The 20,324-nt window shown below is 73.3% G+C and carries 16 protein-coding genes; 8 read left to right on the forward strand and 8 right to left on the reverse strand.

Annotation, left to right across the window (positions count from 1 at the left end):
- Positions 1-61 precede the first annotated feature (61 nt).
- The 4 genes from ACN6LM_RS33300 to ACN6LM_RS33315 form a co-directional block, all read right to left on the reverse strand.
- Positions 62-2,008 (reverse strand): acyl-CoA dehydrogenase family protein, encoded by a 1,947-nt coding sequence (locus ACN6LM_RS33300; RefSeq protein ID WP_445069119.1) that lies wholly within the window; start codon positions 2,006-2,008, stop codon positions 62-64.
- A gap of 198 nt (positions 2,009-2,206) precedes the next feature.
- The gene (locus tag ACN6LM_RS33305) at positions 2,207-3,652 is read right to left on the reverse strand and encodes an aldehyde dehydrogenase family protein (RefSeq protein WP_445069120.1); all 1,446 of its coding nucleotides are present in this window, start codon (positions 3,650-3,652) and stop codon (positions 2,207-2,209) included.
- Positions 3,653-3,759: 107 nt separating this feature from the next.
- Positions 3,760-5,328, reverse strand: coding sequence for a PucR family transcriptional regulator (locus ACN6LM_RS33310; protein WP_445069121.1), 1,569 nt, complete (start codon positions 5,326-5,328; stop codon positions 3,760-3,762).
- Between the two features lie 134 nt (positions 5,329-5,462).
- Positions 5,463-7,895, reverse strand: coding sequence for an ATP/GTP-binding protein (locus tag ACN6LM_RS33315; RefSeq protein WP_445069122.1), 2,433 nt, complete (start codon positions 7,893-7,895; stop codon positions 5,463-5,465).
- Positions 7,896-8,143: 248 nt separating this feature from the next.
- On the opposite strand from ACN6LM_RS33315, the gene gabT reads away from it, so the two are divergent.
- Positions 8,144-9,484, forward strand: a complete 1,341-nt coding sequence (gene gabT, locus ACN6LM_RS33320) for a 4-aminobutyrate--2-oxoglutarate transaminase (RefSeq protein ID WP_445069123.1) — start codon at positions 8,144-8,146, stop codon at positions 9,482-9,484.
- 103 nt (positions 9,485-9,587) lie between these two features.
- On the forward strand, positions 9,588-10,406 hold the full coding sequence (locus tag ACN6LM_RS33325; RefSeq protein WP_445069124.1) for a phosphatase PAP2 family protein: 819 nt from the start codon (positions 9,588-9,590) through the stop codon (positions 10,404-10,406).
- On the opposite strand, the gene ACN6LM_RS33330 is transcribed toward ACN6LM_RS33325, so the two are convergent.
- Entirely contained in the window at positions 10,360-12,189 is a 1,830-nt protein-coding gene (locus ACN6LM_RS33330; protein ID WP_445069125.1) for a chitinase, read from the reverse strand. The two genes, ACN6LM_RS33325 and ACN6LM_RS33330, sit on opposite strands and share 47 nt — an antisense overlap.
- Before the next feature lie 169 nt (positions 12,190-12,358).
- Positions 12,359-12,817 carry a hypothetical protein gene (locus tag ACN6LM_RS33335; protein ID WP_445069126.1) on the reverse strand — a complete coding sequence of 153 codons (459 nt, stop codon included), beginning with the start codon at positions 12,815-12,817 and terminating at the stop codon, positions 12,359-12,361.
- A gap of 168 nt (positions 12,818-12,985) precedes the next feature.
- On the opposite strand from ACN6LM_RS33335, the gene ACN6LM_RS33340 reads away from it, so the two are divergent.
- Complete coding sequence (locus ACN6LM_RS33340) at positions 12,986-13,555, forward strand: NADAR family protein (protein WP_445069132.1); 570 nt, start codon at positions 12,986-12,988, stop codon at positions 13,553-13,555.
- Positions 13,556-13,616: 61 nt separating this feature from the next.
- On the opposite strand, the gene ACN6LM_RS33345 is transcribed toward ACN6LM_RS33340, so the two are convergent.
- The gene (locus ACN6LM_RS33345) at positions 13,617-14,474 is read right to left on the reverse strand and encodes a DUF4190 domain-containing protein (protein ID WP_445069133.1); all 858 of its coding nucleotides are present in this window, start codon (positions 14,472-14,474) and stop codon (positions 13,617-13,619) included.
- A gap of 260 nt (positions 14,475-14,734) precedes the next feature.
- Between ACN6LM_RS33345 and ACN6LM_RS33350 the strand changes: the two genes are divergently transcribed.
- The 5 genes from ACN6LM_RS33350 (at position 14,735) to ACN6LM_RS33370 (ending at position 19,720) form a co-directional block, all read left to right on the forward strand.
- Positions 14,735-15,769 (forward strand): adenosine deaminase, encoded by a 1,035-nt coding sequence (locus ACN6LM_RS33350; RefSeq protein WP_445069127.1) that lies wholly within the window; start codon positions 14,735-14,737, stop codon positions 15,767-15,769.
- 24 nt (positions 15,770-15,793) lie between these two features.
- Positions 15,794-16,504, forward strand: coding sequence for a glycerophosphodiester phosphodiesterase (locus ACN6LM_RS33355; RefSeq protein ID WP_445069128.1), 711 nt, complete (start codon positions 15,794-15,796; stop codon positions 16,502-16,504).
- A gap of 56 nt (positions 16,505-16,560) precedes the next feature.
- Positions 16,561-17,706: a sensor histidine kinase gene (locus ACN6LM_RS33360; protein WP_445069134.1), complete on the forward strand. Its 1,146-nt coding sequence runs from the start codon at positions 16,561-16,563 to the stop codon at positions 17,704-17,706.
- On the forward strand, positions 17,703-18,434 hold the full coding sequence (locus ACN6LM_RS33365; protein WP_445069129.1) for a response regulator: 732 nt from the start codon (positions 17,703-17,705) through the stop codon (positions 18,432-18,434). Before ACN6LM_RS33360 ends, ACN6LM_RS33365 begins: the two co-directional genes overlap by 4 nt.
- Before the next feature lie 95 nt (positions 18,435-18,529).
- Entirely contained in the window at positions 18,530-19,720 is a 1,191-nt protein-coding gene (locus tag ACN6LM_RS33370) for a serine hydrolase domain-containing protein (protein ID WP_445069130.1), read from the forward strand.
- 1 nt (position 19,721) lies between these two features.
- On the opposite strand, the gene ACN6LM_RS33375 is transcribed toward ACN6LM_RS33370, so the two are convergent.
- Positions 19,722-20,252: a hypothetical protein gene (locus ACN6LM_RS33375; protein ID WP_445069131.1), complete on the reverse strand. Its 531-nt coding sequence runs from the start codon at positions 20,250-20,252 to the stop codon at positions 19,722-19,724.
- Positions 20,253-20,324 lie beyond the last annotated feature (72 nt).

Genomic DNA, 20,324 nt, shown 5'->3' on the forward strand with positions numbered 1-20,324 from the left:
CCCCCCCCCCCCCCCCCCCCCCCCCCCCCCCCCCCCCCCCCCCCGGTAGCGGCCCGGTGGCTCAGCGGATCGGCCGGTGGACGTTCTCCTCGGTGGAGGGGCCGGGGGTGGCGTCGGCGATCCAGGGGCCCTCGCCGCTCGGGTCCACCACGCCCTCCTCCAGCCAGCCGTACGTGCCCGACAGGACGCCCTCCACGACGCGCCGGTCGAGGTCGTCGGTGTTGGACCAGAGCCGGGTGAACAGCTCCTCGACGCGGATGCGGGCCTGGCGGCAGAAGGCGTCGGCGAGCTGGTACGCCTCGCGGCCGTGCTCGTCCGTGGCGCGCAGGTGCTCGGCGCGGACGCAGGCGGCGCTCATCGCGAAGAGTTCGGCGCCGATGTCCACGATCCGGCCGAGGAAGCCCTGTTTGGTCTCCATCCGGCCCTGCCAGCGGGACATCGCGTAGAACGTGGAGCGGGCCAGCTTGCGCGAGGCGCGTTCGACGTACCGCAGATGCGTGGCCAGGTCCGGGTGGCCGGCCGGGTTGAACTCGGCGTAGGTGGTGGGCAGCTGGCCGGGGCCCGCGACGAGCTTGGGCAGCCACTTGGCGTAGAAGCCGGCCGCGTTGGCACCGGCCTTCGCCTTCGCGGAGAGCGGCTTGTCGGGGTCGATGATGTCGCCGGCGACCTTGAGGTGGGCGTCGACGGCCTCGCGGGCGATCAGCAGGTGCATGATCTCCGTGGAGCCCTCGAAGATCCGGTTGATCCGCATGTCGCGGAGCATCTGCTCGGCGGGCACGGCCCGTTCGCCCCGGGCGGCGAGGGACGCGGCGGTCTCGAAGCCGCGTCCGCCGCGGATCTGGACCAGTTCGTCGGCGATCAGGCAGCCCATCTCGGAGCCGTAGAGCTTGGCGAGCGCCGCCTCGATGCGGATGTCGTTGCGGTCCTCGTCGGCCATCTGCGAGGCGAGGTCGACCACGGCTTCGAGGGCGAAGGTGGTCGCGGCGATGAAGGCGATCTTGGAGCCGACGGCCTCGTGCCGGGCGACGGGCCTGCCCCACTGCTCGCGGACGGCGGACCACTCACGGGCGATCTTCAGGCACCACTTGCCGGAGCCGACGCACATCGCGGGCAGCGAGAGCCGCCCGGTGTTGAGCGTGGTGAGCGCGATCTTGAGCCCCGCGCCCTCGGGTCCGATGCGGTGGGCGGCGGGCACGCGCACCTGGTGGAAGCGGGTGACGCCGTTCTCGATGCCGCGCAGGCCCATGAAGGCGTTGCGGTGCTCCACGGTGATGCCGGGGGCGTCCGCCTCGACCACGAACGCGGTGATGCCGCCCTTGCCCTCCGCCGACTTCGGTACGCGTGCCATGACGACCAGCAGGTCCGCGACGACCCCGTTGGTGGTCCACAGTTTCACTCCGTCGAGGACGTAGTCGTCCCCGTCCCGGACGGCGGTGGTGGCGAGCCGTGCCGGGTCGGAGCCCACGTCCGGCTCGGTGAGGAGGAACGCGGAGATGTCGGTACGGGCCAGCCGGGGCAGGAAGGTGTCCTTCTGCTCCTGGGTGCCGAAGGTCTTCAGCGGCTGCGGTACACCGATCGACTGGTGGGCGGAGAGCAGCGCGCCGATGGCGGGGCTCGCGGAGCCGGCCAGGGCGAGGGCGCGGTTGTAGTAGACCTGGGTGAGGCCGAGGCCGCCGTACTTGACGTCGATCTTCATGCCGAGCGCGCCGAGTTCCTTGAGGCCGTTGACGACCTCGTCGGGAATTCTCGCCTCGCGTTCGATGAGGGCGCTGTCGACCCGGGTCTCGCAGAACTCACGGAGCCGGGCGAGGAATTCCTCGCCGCGCCGGACGTCCTCGCCGGCGGGCTGCGGGTGCGGGTGGATCAGGTCCAGGCGGAAGCGGCCGAGGAAGAGTTCCTTGGCGAAGCTGGGTTTGCGCCAGTCCTGTTCCCGGGCGTCCTCGGCGACCTGGCGCGCTTCGCGTTCGGTGACCTTGGGCGTGGGCTGTTGTGCGGATGGAGCGGACATGAGGGCTCACCTCGCCGCGTCGTCGGGTGGGTGGACCCGGCAGGCGCACGGGCGGGGGTGTCCGCCCGTGCGTACCTGTCCGGTTCTACTCGTCCGTATGTACCCGATCCCCGGCGGCCCGACCAGCCTCGGGGCGCCGATCGGGTCGGCCGCCACTCCACTGCCCGCCGCCGGATGCGGCATGCGCCCGCGTGGGCGTCAGAGCGCGAGGCCCGTGAGGACGAGGACGCGCTCGTAGGTGTAGTCGTCCATCGCGTAGCGGACGCCCTCGCGGCCCACGCCGGACTGCTTGGCTCCGCCGTACGGCATCTGGTCGGCGCGGTACGAGGGGACGTCGCCGATGATCACGCCGCCGACCTCCAGCGCGCGGTGGGCGCGGAAGGCGGCCTGGATGTCGTGGGTGAACACGCCCGCCTGGAGCCCGTACTGCGAGGCGTTGACGGCGGCGAACGCCTCGGCCTCGCCGGTCACCTTCTGCACGGACAGGACCGGGCCGAAGACCTCCTCGGTGGCGAGGGTGACGCCGCCGGGCAGTCCGGCGAGGACGGTCGGCGCGTACGTCGACCCGTCCCGCTTGCCGCCCGCGAGGAGCTGGGCGCCCGCCGCCACGGCCTCGTCCACCCAGGACTCGACGCGCCGGGCGGCGGCCTCGTCCACGAGCGGGCCGACGTCGGTGGTGGGGTCGGACGGGTCGCCGGTGACCTGGGCCTCCACGGCGGCGACGATCCTGGGCAGCAGCCGGTCGTACACCGCGGCGTCGGCGATGACGCGCTGGACCGAGATGCAGGACTGGCCGCCCTGGTAGTTGGAGAAGGTCGCGATGCGGGTCGCGGCCCAGTCAAGGTCCTCGTCGGAGGCGTAGTCGCCGAGGACGACGGCGGCGCCGTTGCCGCCGAGCTCCAGCGTGCAGTGCTTACGGGGCACCGAGTCCATGATCGCGTAGCCGACGGGGGCGGACCCGGTGAAGGAGATCACGGGCAGCCGCTCGTCCTGGACCAGGGCGGGCATCCGGTCGTTGGGGACCGTGAGCACCGACCAGGAGCCGGCCGGGAGGTCCGTCTCGGCCAGCAGCTCGCCCAGGACCAGCGAGGAGACCGGGGTGGCCGGGGCCGGCTTCAGGATGATGGGGACGCCGACGGCGATGGCCGGGGCGACCTTGTGGGCGCTGAGGTTCAGCGGGAAGTTGAAGGGCGCGATGCCGAGGACCGTGCCGCGCGGGAAGCGCCGGGTGAGGCCGAGGCGGCCGGTGCCACCGGCGTCGGTGTCCAGACGCTGGGCCTCGCCGCTGTTGAACCGGCGGGCCTCCTCGGAGGCGAAGCGGAAGACGGACACGGCCCGCCCGACCTCGCCGCGCGCCCACTTGATGGGCTTGCCGTTCTCGGCGGAGATCAGCTGGGCGATCTCCTCGGTGCGCTCGGACAGCCGGCGGGCCACGTGGTCGAGTGCGGCGGCGCGGACGTGGGCCGGGGTCGCGGCGAACTCCTCGCGCACGGCGTGCGCGGCGGCGACGGCCTCCTCGACCTGGGCCTCGGTCGGGACGGAGACCGTCGCGACGAGGCGCCCGTCCCAGGAGTTGGTGACGTCGAAGCTTTCCTCGCCGGTGGCCTGGCGGCCGGCCAGCCAGAAGGCGTGGGTGGAGGTCATGGAGTTCCGGCCCTTCGATGGCGTGGGGTGTGTCGGCCCCCACGGTAGGGCCCGGGAGGCCGCCCGGCGTTTGTCCTGCGTGGAGCGGACAGCGGCCCGGGTGCGCCTTATTGGCCAGGCGGTGAGGTGACCTTCAGGGCGAGCCAGAGCTCCATGCGGACGTCCGGATCGTCCAGCGAGCGCCCGAGGATCTCCTCCACCCGCCGCATCCGGTACCGCAGGGTGTGCCGGTGGACCCCCAGGTCGGCGGCGGCGGCGTCCCACTGGCCGTGGTGCGAGAGCCAGGCGCGCACGGAGGCGACGAGATCGCCCCGGCCCTTGGCGTCGTGCTCGTACAGGGCGCGGAGCATGCCGTCCGCGAAGGCCCGCACCGCGTCGTCGGCGAGCAGCGGCAGCACGGACCCGGTGGCCAGCTCCGCGTGCTCGACCAGGGCCCGGCCCCGGCGGCGGGCCACCGAGAGGGCCTGCTCGGCCTGCTTGTACGCGGCGGACACGGCTACCGGGCCCGCCGGTGCGGACATGCCCACCACGACATCGTTCTCCTGGGCGGCGGCCGGCTCGCGCGGGGTCAGCCCGTCCTGCGCCTGGGCGTACGCCGCGCAGGCGGTCACCGCCGCGCCGCCGTCGGCGGCCAGCACCAGGAGGCGTTCGCCCTCGGGCACCATCAGCAGGGTCTCGCCGGACCGGTCGGCGGCGGTGTCCAGCGCGTCGGCCAGGAGCGCCGTGGCCGAGGGGTCCTGGCCCTCGGCGATGAGCAGCCGGAAGGGGGCGTCGAGCAGCCCGCCGTAGAGGTCCCCGGCGACGGCGCGGGCGTGGTCGGGCTGGCCGGCGAGCAGCATCCGCAGCACCGCCGCGCCGAGTCGCTGCTCGGCGCCCTGGAGGGCGCGGGAGCGGGCGGTGGTGAGGGTGAGCAGGGCGACCGCCGAGTGCACGGCGTACCGCTCGGCGGTGCCGAGGGCCGCCCCGGTGCCGACGGCGAGGGCGCCGCGGACCCGGCGGCCGGTGCCCAGGGACTGGAGTTCGACACGGTCGTCGGTGTCGCCCACGACCATGCTGGCCGGGGCGGGGCGGGACCGCAGCCGCTCCAGCTCGGGGGTGAGCCGGGCGGCGCGGCGGGCCGCCCAGTCGGGCGCGGCGGCCACCACGGTCCCGGCGGCGTCGTAGAGGGCGGCCCAGCCGCTGACGTGGGCGGCGAGGCGGGTGAGGAGGGCGGCGGGGCCGTCGCCGGCGAGCGCCGCACTCGTCAGCTCCCGCTGCGCCTCGAAGCCGGCGGTGACCGCGCGGTACTGGTCGGCCGCGATGTGCGAGGAGACGGCCTTGGCGATGGCGATGAACGGGGTGCGGCGGGGCACTTCGAGCAGCGGGAGCCCGGCTTCCTCGGCGGCGCCGATCAGGGGCCGGGGCACCTCGTCGTAGTTGACGCCGACGGCGAAGCCGAGCCCGGCGACCCCGGCGTCGGCGAGCCGGCGCACGTAACGCCCCATCGCCTCGGGGTTCTCCGCGTCCAGGTTGGTCGCGGTGACCAGCAGCAGTTCGCCGCCCTCCATGTAGGGGACGGGGTCGGTCAGCTCGCTGGCGTGTGCCCAGCGCACCGGGGTGTCGAGGCGGTCCGCCCCCGCGCGCACCGTGAGTTTGAGCGCCGAGTGCTGGACGAGCGAGGCGAGCGTGGGCGGCATGGGGATGAGGGCCTTCGGCAGGGGGTGATTTCGCCGTCCCGTATGAACGGCTCACTTCGATTCTGCCAGGGTGGCAGAGTTCCTGTCACCGCTGCCACTCGTGTCCCGCGCGTCCCTGCCGCCCCTCTCCCGCCTCAGCCGGCCAGCCGCACGAGCAGCGGGGGCATGTGCTCGCCGCCGACCGTGGTCAGGGAGAGCACCGCGTGGCCGTGCGGCAGTTCGTAGGCGAGCGCGGAGGCGGACCACCGCTCCCGCTCGACCTGGCGCACGGTCACCGCGTCCGTGGTCACGGCCTTGCCGGTGGCCATCTTGCGCAGGGAGTGCAGGGCGCGGGTGAGCGGCTGGTCGGCGAAGACGCCGTGCTGGGCGACCTCGCGGACCTCCACCCACTCCTTGCCCCACGCCTCCGCGAAGCGCTTGCCGTCCCAGGTGGTGAGGCCGGGGAAGACCATGGTGCAGCCGAACGCCCCGAGCAGCGCCGTGTGCAGCCCCTCCGGCACGTCGTCCAGGGTGCGCAGGGCGAGGACCGCCCCGGCGTTGACGGACCGGAGGCGGCGGATGCCCCGGACGGTGTCGGCGGTGACGGTGTGGGTGGCGTCGTCCAGGACGAGGCAGACGAACAGCGAGCGGTCGGTGCGGGCGGCGGCGACGGCGTTGAACTGGGCGAGCACCAGGCGGGCCAGAACGCGGGACGCCTCGGCGTGGACCCGCTCCGGCAGGTCGACGCGGACCCGCAGCGGGTGCCGGCCCAGGGAGCGCAGCGAGAACGGCCGGGCGTCCTCGCCGGTGGCGAAGAACCCGGCGAAGGCGGGCCGGTCGAGCGTGGCGATCCGGTCGGCCAGGACGGCGGCCGGATCGGCGCCGCCGCCCGCCTGGCGGGCCCTGGCCTCCAGTTCGCGCAGCATCGCCTGGTGCCCCCCGGCCTCCAGGGCCTCGCGCAGGGCGCCGAGCGCGGCGGCGGAGCCTTCGAGGAGTTCGCGGAGTTCGGGTACGGACGGGAAGCGGCCGTGGACCGTGCGGAACGGGCCGAGCAGCTGCCCGAGGGCGGTCGCGGCGCGCCGGGTCTCCAGGGCGGGGATGTCCCCGGCCAGCCCCTCGGCGAGGGCCGCCGCGGCCTCGTCCGGGTCGGTGGTGCCGCCGTACAGGTCGAAGTCGTGCAGGGACGCGGGGTCGCCGATGCGGATGACGACGTCGTAGGCGTCGTCCGGGCCGAGCCCACCGCCCGCCGCGCCGACGGCGAGCACGGCCGCCTGGCCGGTGAGCGCCCGCAGGGCGAGGGCTTCCACGACGGGCCCGACGACCCGCTCGGTCTTGCCGGAGCCCGGCGGGCCGACGGCCAGCAGGGAGGTGCCGAGCAACGCGGGTTCCAGCGCCATGCCGGCACCCCGGCGCGGGTAGGGGTTGCGCGGGTCGTCGGCGCACTCCCCGATGCGGACCTGGCCGGTGAGGGGGTCGTGGGTCGCGGTGCGCCGGGGCACGTCCCGGCGGCCGGAGGGGTGCAGGAAGGCGTCGGCGCCCTTGCGGAGCACGGTCTCGGTGAAGGACGCCAGCCGGTCGGGGCGGCCGCGCGCCCCGGTCCAGGCGTGACCCACCCGCACGCAGTCCACGTCGTTCATCCGGCCCGCGTACACGGCGGCGGTCAGCGCTTCGGCGGCGTCGGCGGAGCCGGCGGCACGCAGCTCGGGCCAGTGGGCGCGCAGGGGGCCGTCCGCCGGGGCGGGGGCGGCGGTGGGCTCCTTCGGGGTGGGTTCGCGGCGGAGGAAGGGGCCGAGCTCCGTCGACCAGTGGCCGGTCCGGGCGAACGGCCAGGCGATCGCGGTGCCGATCAGGGCGTAGAGCACGAGCACGACGAGCAGCGCCGCGTACTTGTTGCCGCCGCCCTGCATCCAGCTGGTGGGGACCGCGGGGAAGACCAGGTCGGCGAGGGGGACCCGGCGTGTCCAGACGAGCCACAGGGTGAGCAGTGCGCCGCCCAGGGTGAGGACGAGCCGGGCGCGGGCGAGGTTCGGGCCGGCGAAGTAGCGGAAGACGCCCGCCCAGCCGCCGACTCGGGCGGCCCAGAAGCCGAGGCCGAGGACGAGCACCTGGTAGTAGAGGGTCGTGGAGTTGACGACGAGGGCGGGGGCGTCGTCCCTCAGCCCGCCGAAGGTCCACCACTCGGGGCCGGTGATGATCTCGATCGGCTTGCTGACATAGGGGACGCTGCGCTCGGTGAGCAGCAGCCAGAGCAGGAGCCACAGGACGAGCGTCGCGGCCGGGCCCACCAGTGAGGGGCGCGGCGGGCGCTCGGCGGGCCGGGGCACGAACCCGTACCGCCAGACGCCGGGTCCGGCCTCGGGACGGGGCGCGTTGAACCAGTCGGCGGTGGGCGCGGCGGTCCCCGGTGCCGGGGTGTGCGCGGCGGGCGCCGGCGCGGGGGGCCGGGCGGGCGGCGGGACCGTGGGCGGGTAGGCGGGCGGTGCGGCGGGGGGCGGACCCGCCGGACGCGGTACGGAGCCTCCGGCCCGCGCGTCGGGCGGCTGCGCGCCCCGCGTGTCCCACGCGCCGTGCGTACCGTCGTTCTCCATGAACCGTTGCCCCCTTGACCAGCCAGGTCCGTCGCTGCACCGGTCAATCTAGTGCGCGCACACGGTGAGTTCAGCAACGCGCCCGGATAGTGACCGCCGGGATCACGCCCCGCACCCCCGCGCCGCCTTCTGTCCTTCGCGGACAACGACACGTACGCGACCACTACCGATCGGAGCATGCCCCGCCCACGGTCCCGCGCCTAGCCTGCACAACGAAGAAGCGTCCGAAACACCCCCAGGAGCCCCGCATGACCGAAATCCCGCAGGAGCGCCGACTCGTCACCGCCATTCCCGGTCCGAAGTCGGTCGAGCTGCAAGACCGCCGGCTCGCGGCGGTCGCCGCGGGCGTCGGCTCCACCCTGCCGGTGTTCACCGCGCGGGCGGGCGGCGGGATCATCGAGGACGTGGACGGCAACCGTCTGATCGACTTCGGTTCCGGTATCGCCGTGACCTCGGTCGGCGCCTCCGCCGAGGCCGTCGTGCGCCGGGCCTCCGCGCAGCTCGCGGACTTCACCCACACCTGTTTCATGGTCACGCCGTACGAGGGGTACGTGGAGGTCTGCGAGCGGCTCGCGGAGCTGACCCCGGGCGACCACGCGAAGAAGTCCGCGCTGTTCAACTCGGGCGCCGAGGCCGTCGAGAACGCGGTGAAGATCGCCCGCGCGTACACCAAGCGCACCGCGGTCGTCGTGTTCGACCACGGCTACCACGGCCGGACGAACCTCACGATGGCGCTGACCGCCAAGAACATGCCGTACAAGCACGGCTTCGGCCCGTTCGCGCCGGAGGTGTACCGGGTGCCGGTGGCGTACGGCTACCGCTGGCCGACCGGCGCCGAGAACGCCGGCGCGGAGGCGTCCGCCCAGGCCATCGATCAGATCACCAAGCAGATCGGCGCGGAGAACGTCGCCGCGATCATCATCGAGCCGGTGCTCGGCGAGGGCGGTTTCATCGAGCCGGCCAAGGGCTTCCTGCCGGCGATCGCCCGGTTCGCGCAGGACAACGGCATCGTCTTCGTGGCCGACGAGATCCAGTCGGGCTTCTGCCGGACCGGCCAGTGGTTCGCCTGTGAGGACGAGGGCATCGTCCCGGACCTGATCACCACGGCCAAGGGCATCGCGGGCGGCCTCCCGCTGTCGGCCGTGACCGGCCGCGCCGAGATCATGGACGCGGCGCACGCGGGCGGCCTCGGCGGTACGTACGGCGGCAACCCGGTGGCCTGCGCGGGCGCCCTCGGGGCGATCGAGACGATGCGCGAGCTGGACCTGAACAAGAAGGCGAAGCGGATCGAGGAGGTCATGAAGGGCCGCCTCGAAGGGATGCGCGCGAAGCTGCCGAACGGCGGGCTGATCGGTGACATCCGGGGCCGCGGCGCGATGATCGCCATCGAACTGGTGAAGCCGGGCACGAAGGACCCGGACCCCGAGTCCGCCACCCGGCTCGCGAAGGCGTGCCACGCCGAGGGCGTCCTGGTCCTGACCTGCGGCACGTACGGCAACGTCCTGCGCTTCCTGCCGCCGCTGGTGATCGGCGAGGACCTGCTCAACGAGGGCCTGGACGTGCTGGAAGGCGCCTTCGCCGGGATCTGAACCCCGGGGTTCCGTGTGCGCCTGTGAAGAAAAGGTGGGGGGCCGATGGCGGGATACCGTTCCCGCTATCGGTCCCCCTTCGCCTGACGTACGGTTTTCGCAGATGAGAGAAACACCCCGCCCGCAGGGGACTGCGGGTGAATCCGGGTCGGAGCTTCCTCGGCACCGTCCCGGGCGTGCCTTCGCGCACACCACTGGGGCATCACGCTCCGGAACTCCTCACCGATCGGATGGCCGCTCGCCCCACACCCCCCGGGGCGCGCGGCAAACCGGTCCACTCGTCCGCTCCGGAACAACCCCCCCAGTTCCGGGGCGGACGGCTTTTTTCTTTTCCCTGGTGTCGGGCCTGTCGGCCCTTTTCGCGCTGACCACCTGGCAGATCGCCGCCGACGGCCCGCTGCGCGGCCTCGACGAGCGCGCCGGACGGGCCCTCGTCGGCCGCGGTCCCCGGTGGCTCACCGAGTTCTTCGCCGATCTCGGCAACATGCAGGTCGCCCTTCCGGTGCTGGCCTGCGCGATCGGCTGGTCGCTGCTGCGTGGACGGCGGTGGGAGGTGCTGGGCGCGGCGCTCGCGATGGCGGCGGTGCCCCTGCTCGTCGTACCGCTGAAGGACTGGATCGCCCGGCCCGGGCCGCTGACGGACGCCACCGGCTACTACCCGTCCGGTCACGCGGCGACGGCCGCGGTGGCGTACGGGGCCTCGGCGCTGCTGCTGGCCGGGCGGGCGCGGCCGGCGTGGATGATGCCCGTCACCGCCGTCCTGCTGACGGCGATGACGGGCATCGGTCTGGTGCTCCGCGGCTATCACTGGCCGCTGGATGTGCTGGGCAGCTGGTTCATGTGCGGGCTGCTACTCCTGCTGCCGTACGGGCTGGTCAGCCGAAGTAGGCGTCGAAGTTTTTCGAGAACTCCCAGTTGTTGAAGCGGTCCCAGTTGACGGACCAGGTCATCAGGCCGCGCAGGCCCGACCAGGTGCCGTGGGTGGCGTAGGAGCCGCAGTCGGTCTTCTTGGTGAGGCAGTTCAGCGCCTTGGTGACCTCGGCGGGCGAGGTGTGTCCGTTGCCCGCCTGGGTGGAGGCCGGCAGGCCGATCGCGATCTGGTCGGGCCGCAGTCCGGGGAAGACCTTCGTCTGGTCACCGGCGACGGGGAAGCCGGCCATGAGCATGTCGGTCATCGCGATGTGGAAGTCGGCGCCGCCCATGGAGTGGTACTGGTTGTCCAGACCCATGATGGAGCCCGAGTTGTAGTCCTGGACGTGCAGCAGGGTCAGGTCGTCGCGCAGCGCGTGGATCACCGGCAGATAGGCACCGGCGCGCGGGTCCTGGCCGCCCCAGGGGCCGGAGCCGTAGTACTGGTACCCGAGCTGGACGAAGAAGGTCTCGGGGGCCATGGTGAGGACGAACTTGTCGCCGTACTTGGCCTTGAGGGTCTTCACCGCCGAGATCAGGTTGACGATCACCGGGGTGGTGGGGTTCCGGAAGTCGGTGTCCCCGGTGTTCAGCGAGAGGGAGTGGCCCTCGAAGTCGATGTCCAGGCCGTCGAGGCCGTACTCGTCGATGATCTTGCTCACCGAGGAGACGAACATGTCCCGGGCGGCGGTGGTGGCGAGCTGCACCTGGCCGTTCTGGCCGCCGATGGAGATCAGCACCTTCTTGCCGGCGGCCTGCTTGGCCTTGATGGCCGCCTTGAACTCCGCCTCGGACTCGACGTTGGGGCACTCGGTGACCGGGCAGAGCTTGAAGCGGATGTCGCCCGAGGTGACGGAGGTCGGCTCGCCGAAGGCCAGGTCGATGACGTCCCAGGAGTCCGGCACGTCCGCCATGCGCGTGTAGCCGGAGCCGTTGGCGAAGCTGGAGTGCAGATAGCCGACGAGCGCGTGGGCCGGCAGCTGGGTACCGGTACCGCCGTCGCCTCCGCCGCCCTGGGCGGTGGTGGCCGACACGGCGGCGGACTTCGCGGACTCGCCCGCCTCGTTCACCGCGCTGACCTGGAAGCTGTACGCGGTCGAGGCGCTGAGGCCCGTCACGGTCGCCGAGGTCCCGGTGGCGCTCTGGACCTTGGTGCCGCCCCGGTAGACGTTGTAGCCGGTGGCCCCGGAGGAGCCCGTCCAGGAGAGGGCGACCGAGGAGGCGGTGACCGTACCGGCCTTGAGGGCCGTGGGGGCGGCGGGGAGCACGACCGGGTCGCCGCCGGGGCCGATCAGGCTGATGTCGTCGGCGTAGTAGGCCGGGGTGCCGTACCAGCCGTGCGTGTAGATGCTGACGGAGCTGGTGGACGGCCCGGTGGTGAAGGTGGTCGTCAGCTTCTGCCAGCCCGGAGCGGACTGCGTCCAGGTGGAGACGTCCGTCGTGCCGGTGCCCGAGGCGCCGAGGTAGACGTAACTCCCCTGCACCCAGGCGCTCAGCGTGTACGTGGAGCCGGGCTTCACCTTCAGGGACTGGGAGCACTTGGCGTTGTCGCTGCCGGCCGGGGTGGCCTTCAGCGCCGATGTCCCGCCGTGTACGGGGCTGCTGACTGCCGTTCCGCTGCCGCCGGAGCAGTTCCAGCCGGACAGTCCGGACTCGAAGGTGCCGTTGCTCGCCAGTTCGGCGTCGGCCGCGGCGGCGGTGGGCGCCGACGCGGCGAGGCCGCCGGCAGCGAGCAGGGCCGCCGAGAGGGCGGCCACCAGGCTGGTCATGCGGGCGGGGGGTCCCGTGCGTTCCACAACGGCCTCCGTGCAGGGGGGAATTGATACGACGAGGGGAATTGGTGCGGCGCGCACAACATGGTCCAGACCAATCAGGTTGTCAAGACCTCTGGCAGTGACTGCCGTACGGGAAGCGCCTGCGGCGAACCCGCCCCGCAGTCGGTTCCGGCTCGTCACACCGGCCGCTTCAGGCCCCCGCGCCTCCTGTCGGGCCCGCCGCCGCCTCGTGCATCGCGAGCTCCAGGAGGGCGGCGTCGGTGAGGGTGCCCGAGCCGTCGGGCGGGACGAGCCAGCGCACCTTCCCGGCCGCGCGGCCCGGGTGCGGGACGACGATCCAGGTGCCGCGCCCGGCCCCCCGGACACCCGTGCCGACCCAGCGGGCGGCGGTGCCCGGAGGCACGAAGAACCCCATCCGGGACTCGCCGAAGTCCGCGAGGACCGGCCCCGGCCGGTCGATGAGCCTGGTGAGCACGTCGAGCGTGGGGTAGCCCAGCTCCCCCGGCAGGATGAGCACGTCCCAGCGCCGGCCGGCGGGCAGGAGCGCGATCCCCCGCGGATCGCGCTCCCAGGCCCACCGGCAGGCGACCGGATCGGGCGCCGCCGATGCCAGCCACTCGACAGCCGCCCCTACCTCCGAGCCCTTCATGGCCCGCCTCCGTAAGTCCGTGTCGCGCCGGCCGGGCGGCGGGCGCGTTCACCGGGGAGAGCGGGCCGGGGCCGATCCATGACGCGGGTTCGGCCGGCCATTGGCAGTGATCTGGGTCACGCGGGCCCGTTGTCAGTGGCGGGTGGCAGACTCCGGAGCATGGAACACATGGGGGATGTGCGCAGTGTCGGGGACCTCGTCGAGCTGACCGGCCGCGGCGGGAAGGTGAAGTACCTGCACTTCTGGGGGCACCGACCGCGCCCGGACGGCAGCATCGGCGCGAGCTGCCTGAGTCAGTGGTGGCCGTCGCCGTTCACGGTCGACGGCGTGACGTACGCGTCGGCGGAGCACTGGATGATGGCCGGAAAGGCCCGGCTGTTCGGCGACGCGGAGGCGGCGGAGCGGGCGGTGGCGGCGAAGAGCCCCGCCGAGGCGAAGAAGATCGGCCGGCTGGTCCGGGGCTTCGACGACGCCGTCTGGAAGCGCGAGCGGTACGGCCTGGTGGTGGCGGGCAGCGTGCACAAGTTCGGCCAGGACGCCGAGCTGGCCGCGTTCCTGCTGCGCACCGGTGACCGGGTGCTGGTGGAGGCGAGCCCCATGGACCGGATCTGGGGCATCGGGCTCGCGGCGGACGACCCGCGCGCGCAGGAACCGGCGGAGTGGCGCGGGCTCAATCTGCTGGGGTTCGCGCTGATGGCGGCCCGGGACGAGCTGCGGAGCTCGGCCGAGTCCATATGAGCCGGCGCGCGGGGCTGCGGGGGTGTCCCCCGTTGCCCCGCGCGTCGTCGTCCCGGTCCGCTCAGACCCGTACGGAGAAGTGGCCCAGCGGCGGAAGCTCGCGCGCTTCGGCGACGAGGGAGACGGACGCGGGCTCGTAGTCGGACCCGCTGTTCTCGTCATCGAAGTCGTCGTTGGTCACGACCCAGATGAAGAAGCCGAGGAACGCCGCGCTGACGACGATCCCGATGGAGCCGAGGATGATCCCGGCGAGTGCCACGCCCGGGTTGTCGGCCTCGCCCCGCTGGGCGCGGCCGCGGCCGATGATGCCGAAGATCAGCGCCAGGATGCCGAGGACGATGCCCAGGCCGTACATGCAGAACCCGGCCGTCGCGATGATGCCGAGCACCAGGGCCGCGATGCCCAGCCCGTTGGCGGGCGCCGGGCCTCCCCAGGGGTTCCCGTAACCGGGGTGGCCCGGGTAGCCGTACTGCGGCGCCTGACCGGCGGGGTGGCCGTACTGCGGGAGCTGCGCGCCGGGGTAGCCGTAGCCGGGGGCCTGCGGCCCGGGGTAGCCGTACTGCGGCTGGGCGCCGGGGTAGCCGTCCCGGGGCGGCGGTCCGGCCTGCCCCGGGCCGTTCGGTCCGACGGGCGGCGGGGGCACGGCCCCGGGCGTTCCGGGGGCGCCCCATCCGACGGGCCCGGTCTGCGGTGTGCCGAATCCCGAATGCGGCAGCGGTTCCGGACCCGGCCCCGTTCCGATGCCCGGCATGGAGGTGACCGTCAGCTGGTCGTGCACGGCGGGCGTGGGCGGGGCGCCGGGTATGCCGTCGCCGGGTATGCCGTCGGCCGGGGTGCGCGAGGCGCCGGGGGCGGAGGTGCCGGGGGCGGAGCCCTCGGGGCCGGGGTTCCCGTGGCCGGGCTTCTTGTCCAGGGGCACCCGGCCGACCGGCGGCGCCGGACTGTCCGAGGGCTCGGGGCTGCCCGGGACCTCCGGGACCGCGCGGGGCGTGCGCCGCTCCGGCGGTGCCCAGGGGTCGAGCGGCGCGGCCCCGTCCGCAGGCTGGTCTGTGTGGTCTGACATGGGCCTCCCCCATCGTGATGCGGTCATGCTACGGGCCCGTCCTACGATGACTCCCGTCCCCGCCCCGGCCGCCCCACGGCCGGAGCCCGTCACACTCCACGCCCACGGAGGCCCCGATGACCGACCTGCACCCCTTCATCGCGGGGCTGCCCAAGGCCGAGCTCCATGTCCACCACGTCGGTTCGGCCTCCCCCCGCATCGTCGCGGAGCTGGCCGCGCACCACCCCGACTCCAAGGTCCCCACCGCCCCCGAGGCGCTGGCCGACTACTTCACCTTCACCGACTTCGCCCACTTCATCGAGGTCTACCTCTCGGTCGTGGACCTGATCCGCACCCCGGAGGACGTCCGGCTGCTGACCTACGAGGTCGCCCGTGACATGGCCCGGCAGAACATCCGGTACGCGGAGCTGACGGTCACCCCGTTCTCCTCGACCCGGCGCGGCATCCCCGAGCAGGGCTTCATGGAGGCGATCGAGGACGCCCGCAAGGCGGCCGAGCGGGAGCTGGGCGTCGTACTGCGCTGGTGCTTCGACATCCCCGGCGAGGCCGGCCTGGAGGCCGCCGAGGAGACCACCCGGCTCGCGGTGGACCTGCGGCCCGAGGGGCTGGTCTCGTTCGGTCTCGGCGGGCCGGAGATCGGCGTGGACCGCCCGCAGTTCAAGCCCTACTTCGACCGCGCGATCGCCGAGGGCCTGCACTCGGTGCCGCACGCCGGGGAGACCACGGGCCCGCAGACCGTCTGGGACGCGCTGACCGCGCTGCGCGCCGAGCGCATCGGTCACGGCACCAGCTCGGTCGCCGACCCGAAGCTCCTCGACCACCTCGCCGAGCGGCGCATCGCCCTGGAGGTCTGTCCCACGTCCAACATCGCGACCCGGGCGGTGAAGGACATCGAGCAGCACCCGGTCCGCGAGATGGTCCGGGCCGGGGTGCTGGTCACGATCAACAGCGACGACCCGCCCATGTTCGGCACCGACCTCAACAACGAGTACGCGGTCGCAGCCCGCATCCTCGGCCTGGACGAACACGGTCTGGCCGCGCTCGCGAAGAACGCCGTCGAGGCGTCCTTCCTGGACCCGGCCGGCAAGCGCACGCTGACCGACGAGATCGACACGTACACGGCCAACTGGCTGCGGAACACCGGGCGGTGATCCCCGGGCGGTGACAATGGCCGCATGCCCATCGCCACGCCTGTCACCGCCGTCGCCCACCGAGGCGATCCGTACCGCGCCCGCGAGAACACCCTGCCCTCGATCCGCTCCGCGCTCGAACGGGGCGCGGACGCGGTGGAGATCGACGTCCGGATCACCCGGGACGGGGTGCCGGTCCTGCTGCACGACGACACGCTGGACCGGCTGTGGGGCCGTGAACTGCGGCTGGACCGGCTCAGCCACCAGGAGCTGACCGAGCTGACGGCGGGCGGTGTGCCGACGCTGCGCGAGGCGCTGCTCGCCGCCGGCGCGCACCGCGTGATGATCGATCTGCCGGGCTCCACCTCGGACTCGGTGAAGCGCACGGTGGGCGTGGTACGGGAGTGCGGGGCCGGGGACCGGGTCTACTACTGCGCCGGGCCCGAGGCGATGCTGCGGGTGCGGGCGGCCGATCCGTCGGCCGAGATCGCGATGACCTGGACCACGCTCGCTCCGCCTCGTGCGACGCTGCTCGACGCGGTCCGGCCGCGCTGGCTGAACTACCGGTTCGGGCTGGTCAGCAGGGAACTGACGGACCGCAACCACCGCGACGGGCTGCTGGTCTCTGCCTGGACCGCCGACACCGGCCGGACGATGCGCCGGCTGATCGGCGACGGCGTGGACTCCGTCACCACCAACCGGATCGACGTACTCCGCAAGCTGATCGACCGGAACACCACCGGGAGAAGACCGTGATACGGCCCCGTACCGCCTGGCGGAAGCTGCGGGAGGCCGGCGGCCCGGGGCCCCGGGTGACCGACATCGGTGTGGTGCTGATGGTGCAGGCCGCGGTGTCGGTCCCGTGGGTGCTCCCCCGCGACCCGCGCCTCGAACCCGCGACGGTGTCCGCGTATCTGCTGACCACCCTGACCGTGCTTCCGCTGCTGTGGCGGCGCCGGGCCCCGGTGCGGGTGCTGCTGGCGGTGGTCGTGGCGCAGAGCCTGTACGGGCTGGCGGTCGACGGCCCGGGGCAGACGCTGCCGTACACGGGTCTCGTCGCCCTCTACAGCGTCGCGGCCTACGCCCCGGCACCGGCGCGCCGGCTCTGCGGGGCACTCACCCTGGCCTTCGTCTTCCCCTCGGTCGCGTCCAACACGGGCGAGGCCAGGGAGCTGGTCTTCTCGCTGATGGTGTTCACGGCGGCGTACGGGTTCGGCCGGTTCACGGACACCCGCCAGGCGTACACCAGGGCCGTCGAGGACCGGGCGCGGCAGCTGGAGGTCACCCGCCGGATCGAGGCCGAGCAGGCGGCGGCCCGCGAACGGGCCCGGATCGCCCGGGAGATGCACGACATCCTGTCGCACGCGGTGAGCCTGATGATCGTGCAGGCGGAGGCGGGCCCGGTGGCGGTCCGTACGGCTCCGGAGCGGGCCGAGGCGGCGTTCGACGCGATCTCGGAGACCGGCAGGGACGCGATGGTCCAGCTGCGCCGGATGCTCGGCGTGCTGCGCGAGAGCGAGCAGGGGCCCGGGGCACCCCGCTCCCCGCAGCCGGCTCTGGCCGGACTCCCGGCGCTGGTCGAGCGCGTACGTTCCAGCGGCCTGGCGGTGTCCCACACGGTGACCGGTCCGGAGCGCCCGCTGCCCCGGGACACCGACAGCGCCGTGTTCCGGATCGTGCAGGAGGCCCTGACCAACACGGTCAAGCACGCCGCGGCCTCCGAGGCCGGCGTCCTGCTGGCGTACGGGAGGAGCAGCCTGACCGTCTCGGTGACCGACGACGGCGGCGGCCCGGGGGCGGACCCGGGCACCGGGCACGGCCTGATCGGCATCCGGGAGCGGGCCGCGGCGCACGGCGGCAGCGCCCGTAGCGGTCCGGGCCCGGACGGGCGGGGGTTCCGGGTCGACGTGACGCTGCCGCTGGAGCCGGTAACGTCCTCGGCGGAGGTGGGCAGTTGACGATCCGTGTCGTGGTGGCGGACGACCAGGAGCTGGTCCGCAGCGGTTTCGCGATGATCCTGGACGCCCAGCCGGACATCGAGGTGGTGGCCGAGGCGGGCGACGGGGTGCAGGCGGTGGACGCGGTGCGCCGGCTGGAGCCGGACGTGGCGCTGCTGGACATCCGGATGCCCGTCCTGGACGGCATCGGCGCCTGCCGCGAGATCAGCGCCCGGACCGCCTGCCGGACGGTCATGCTGACGACGTTCGACTCCGACGCGTACGTGTACGAGGCGCTGCACGCCGGAGCGAGCGGCTTTCTCCTCAAGGACGTCCGCCGGGACGACCTCGTGCACGCGGTGCGCGTGGTGGCGGCGGGCGACTCGCTGCTGGCGCCCTCGGTGGCGCGGCTGCTCATCGCCGAGTACACCACGCGCCCGGCGCGGGCGGCGGCGGTTCCGGACGAGCGGCGGCTCGGCGTGCTCACGGCCCGGGAACGCGAGACGCTGCTGCATCTGGCGCGCGGGCTGTCCAACGCGGAGATCGCGGCGGCGATGGTGGTCAGCGACCACACGGTGAAGACGCATGTGGGCAACGTGCTGTCCAAACTGGGCCTGCGCGACCGCGTCCAGGCCGTCATCTGCGCCTACGAGACCGGCCTCGTCGCTCCCTCGCCGGAGGGAGCGCAGCCGTCCGCCTCCCCCGCGCAGGGGAGGAACGAGCCCGCCGGGAACCCCCCGCTCCGGTGATCCGCGAAGGGCCTCCCGGTCAGCAGGATGGGATCAACAACGGCGCGGTCCACGGGACTTCGCCGCCACCGATCTCGCTGCCCGGAGGCATCACGATGAACGCCCGCATCCGCCGTACCGTCCTCGCCGCCGCCCTGGTCGCCGGCCTCGCGGCGGGCACCGCAGGCCCGGCCCTCGCGAAGGGCACCCCGACGCACACCACCGCACCGGCGGCGGCCGGCACGGACACCGAAGCGCTGAGCGACCTCATAGCCGGGCTCCCCGACGCCGGGGCGACGGCCGCCCTGATCCGGCTGGGCGGCACCGGGGGTGCGTGGCGCGGCTCCGCCGGGGTGCACGACCTGGTGACGGGGCGCCCGGCGGACCCGGACGCGCGCTTCCGGGCGGGTTCGGTGACCAAGGTGTTCACCGCGGCGGCCGTCCTCCAGCTCGCCGCCGAGCGGAAGCTGAGCCTGGACCGCCCGGTCCGCTCGTACCTGCCGGAGCTGATCCCCGCGGCGTACGGGGCCGTCACCGTACGCCAGTTGCTGAACCACACCAGCGGGCTGCCGTCGGCGGAATATCCGGGCGACACGGTGGAGGAGTGGTACGCCGGCCGGTTCCACCGATTCGATGCCCGTGAGCTGGTCGCCTCGGCCACCGCCAAGGAGCCCGAGTTCCCGGCGGGGACGCGGCAGCACTACCTCAACATCAACTACACGGTGGCCGGGCTGCTGATCGAGAAGGTCACCGGGCACGACTACGAGGCGGAGGTCTCCCGGCGCGTCCTGGCCCCGCTGGGTCTGCGCGGCACGTCGTTCCCCGGTTCCGACCCGCGTATCCACGGACCGCACAACCACGGGTACCAGCGCATGAGGCTGGAGGACGGCACCACCGGTCTGCGGGACGTCAGCGTGTGGAGCGCGACCGACGGCTGGGCGGCCGGGGACATCATCTCCACCACCGCCGATCTGGAGCGCTTCCTGACCGCGCTGTTCCAGGGCCGGGTGGTACGCGGTCCGCTGCTGGAGGAGATGTTCACGCTGCCGGATCCGTCGGTGCGCGACTTCGTGAGCGGCAGGGCGCCCTCGTTCAGCGCCGGCCTGTCCACCTGGAAGCTGGGCGGCCGCCAGGTCTGGGGCAAGACCGGCGGCCGCTGGGGCTACAACTCGGGAATCGGCGCCACGCGCGACCTCTCCCGCACGCTCGTCTACAGCATCAATTCCACGGACGCGAAGGCCGAGGGAGAGAACTCCCTGGTCATGGGGGTGGTCGGCACGGTCTTCGGGGCACCCTCGGCCGACTGATTCAGGCGGCCACCGGCTCCGCCGCCGGGGTCCTCTCCAGGACCTCCAGGCGCTTGGTCATGCGGTGCACGATCAGCAGCGGGATCACCCCGAAGACGCCGAACGACATGTCGATGACGGACCACCAGAACGGGATGTCGCGGATGGGGCCGCAGATCAGCGCGAGGGGGATGATCCCGGCGCAGGCGATCATGCCGAACTCGATCACCCAGATGTTGCGGACCGGGTCGCGGAAGGGCCCGTAGAAGGCGACCGCGATGACCAGGTGGGCGAAGGCCAGCCAGTCGGTGCCGTACAGCACGAAGGGATACCGGGCGTCGGCCTCGTCGAGGCCGGTGCGGACGCGGGTGATCCAGTCCAGCAGGCCGGGAAAGTGCTCGGGGACGGGAGAGGCCGAGGACGTCAGCAGGTCCTCGGCCCAGCGCAGTTCGTGGACGAGCGGGAAGGCGGTCAGCCCGCTCAGAACCAGACAGACGATGAAGACGACCAACCACACGCGTATACGCCTTCGCAAGGCGTGTCGCTCGCTCATGTCCGCAGCGTACGCCCGCATTTACCGGCTCTTTACGCCGCCCCGCCAGAGCCCCGAGGCCCCGTGCGGACC

This window comes from Streptomyces sp. SAS_281, from assembly GCF_052542855.1.